The 652-nt window shown below is 33.9% G+C and carries 1 protein-coding gene; it reads right to left on the minus strand.

Annotation, left to right across the window (positions count from 1 at the left end; translation table 11 throughout):
- Positions 1-58: 58 nt before the first annotated feature.
- Entirely contained in the window at positions 59-622 is a 564-nt protein-coding gene (locus J8L88_RS23405; RefSeq protein ID WP_211062086.1) for a nucleoside monophosphate kinase, read from the minus strand.
- Between the last annotated feature and the right edge of the window lie 30 nt (positions 623-652).

A 652-nucleotide genomic window follows, 5' to 3' on the forward strand; every position in this document is an offset into this window, starting at 1 on the left:
AACGTTTAATGTATGATGCGTTTACTTCCCGAAGGGAGTATATGCAATATACATATTGTTATAAGCTTGCCTTTATTCGTTCAGTTATTTCCTCGATTGATCCAAGTCCGTCAAAATTTTTAACTGCAAGTTTTGATTTCATATACTCAATAGCAGGTCTAGTTGATTTTTCAAAAACGTCAATTCGTTTTATATGAATTTGAGGGTCTTTATCATCTTTTCTGTCAGATGTCTCCGCTCTTTTCTTAGCTCTAATTAAAAGTTCAGATTTTGGTACTTCAATGTTTAACACTATTCGGATTTTCATATCCTTTTGTTCGGCTAGTTCAATTAAGTCATCAACCTGCGCGTCCGTTCTTGGATAACCATCTAGAATTATACCTTTATTCGTTCTGTTCTCATTCAGGATTTGGCTAAACAATTCTTTCATTAGCGAATCAGGAACTAAATCTCCTTTTTCTTCATATTCAGCCATTGTTTTTCCAATTTCGGTTCCGTTTTCCTTTTCAAATCGGCATCTATCTCCAGTTGAAATATGCTTAAAATCCAGATGCTCATTTAAGATTTCGCATTGCGTTCCTTTTCCAGAGTATGGTGGTCCAGTAATTATTAGTATTTCCATTTATTATTTTTCTTCTTCTTGCTTATAACG

It is taken from the genome of Aquimarina sp. MMG015, from assembly GCF_018100855.1.
Classification (GTDB): domain Bacteria; phylum Bacteroidota; class Bacteroidia; order Flavobacteriales; family Flavobacteriaceae; genus Aquimarina; species Aquimarina latercula.